This is a genomic window from Mesorhizobium sp. M7A.F.Ca.US.014.04.1.1 (assembly GCF_003998745.1).
GTDB lineage: Bacteria > Pseudomonadota > Alphaproteobacteria > Rhizobiales > Rhizobiaceae > Mesorhizobium > Mesorhizobium ciceri.
Genome location: NZ_RZRW01001493.1, coordinates 1 through 414 on the forward strand (window position 1 = coordinate 1; position 414 = coordinate 414).

A 414-nucleotide genomic window follows, 5' to 3' on the forward strand; every position below is an offset into this window, starting at 1 on the left:
TCTCGGCCCCGTGGTTGCCGCGGGCTGGCTGGCGGCGACTGCGGTCGGCGCTGTCGGCGGTGCCGTGGTCGGTGGCGCAGCTGGCGGCATCATCGGCGCGATGACAGAGTCCGGTGTGCCGGAAAGCGACGCACATGTTTATGCCGAAGGCGTTCGGCGCGGGGGAACAATGGTTATAGCCAGGGTCGAAGACGACCTTGTCCCCGACGCGGAACAGATACTGAAGCAATATAATTCCGTCGACATAGCCCATCGGCGAACCGAATACGAAGCAGGCGGTTGGACCGGCTTCGATCCAACGGATGAAGTCTACACAGGTGATGACCTGGAAAGCGCCAGAGGTCGTCGCAACGTGTGAGATGAAATGACTGGGCGGCTAACAGCCGCCCTCGTCCTTCCTGCGCGATGTGCAAC

General features: G+C 62.1%; 1 pseudogene. It reads left to right on the forward strand.

Going from position 1 to position 414, the window contains the following annotated elements:
- A pseudogene (locus EOA22_RS37295) lies at window positions 1-358 on the forward strand (hypothetical protein); the annotation flags it as partial.
- Window positions 359-414 lie beyond the last annotated feature (56 nt).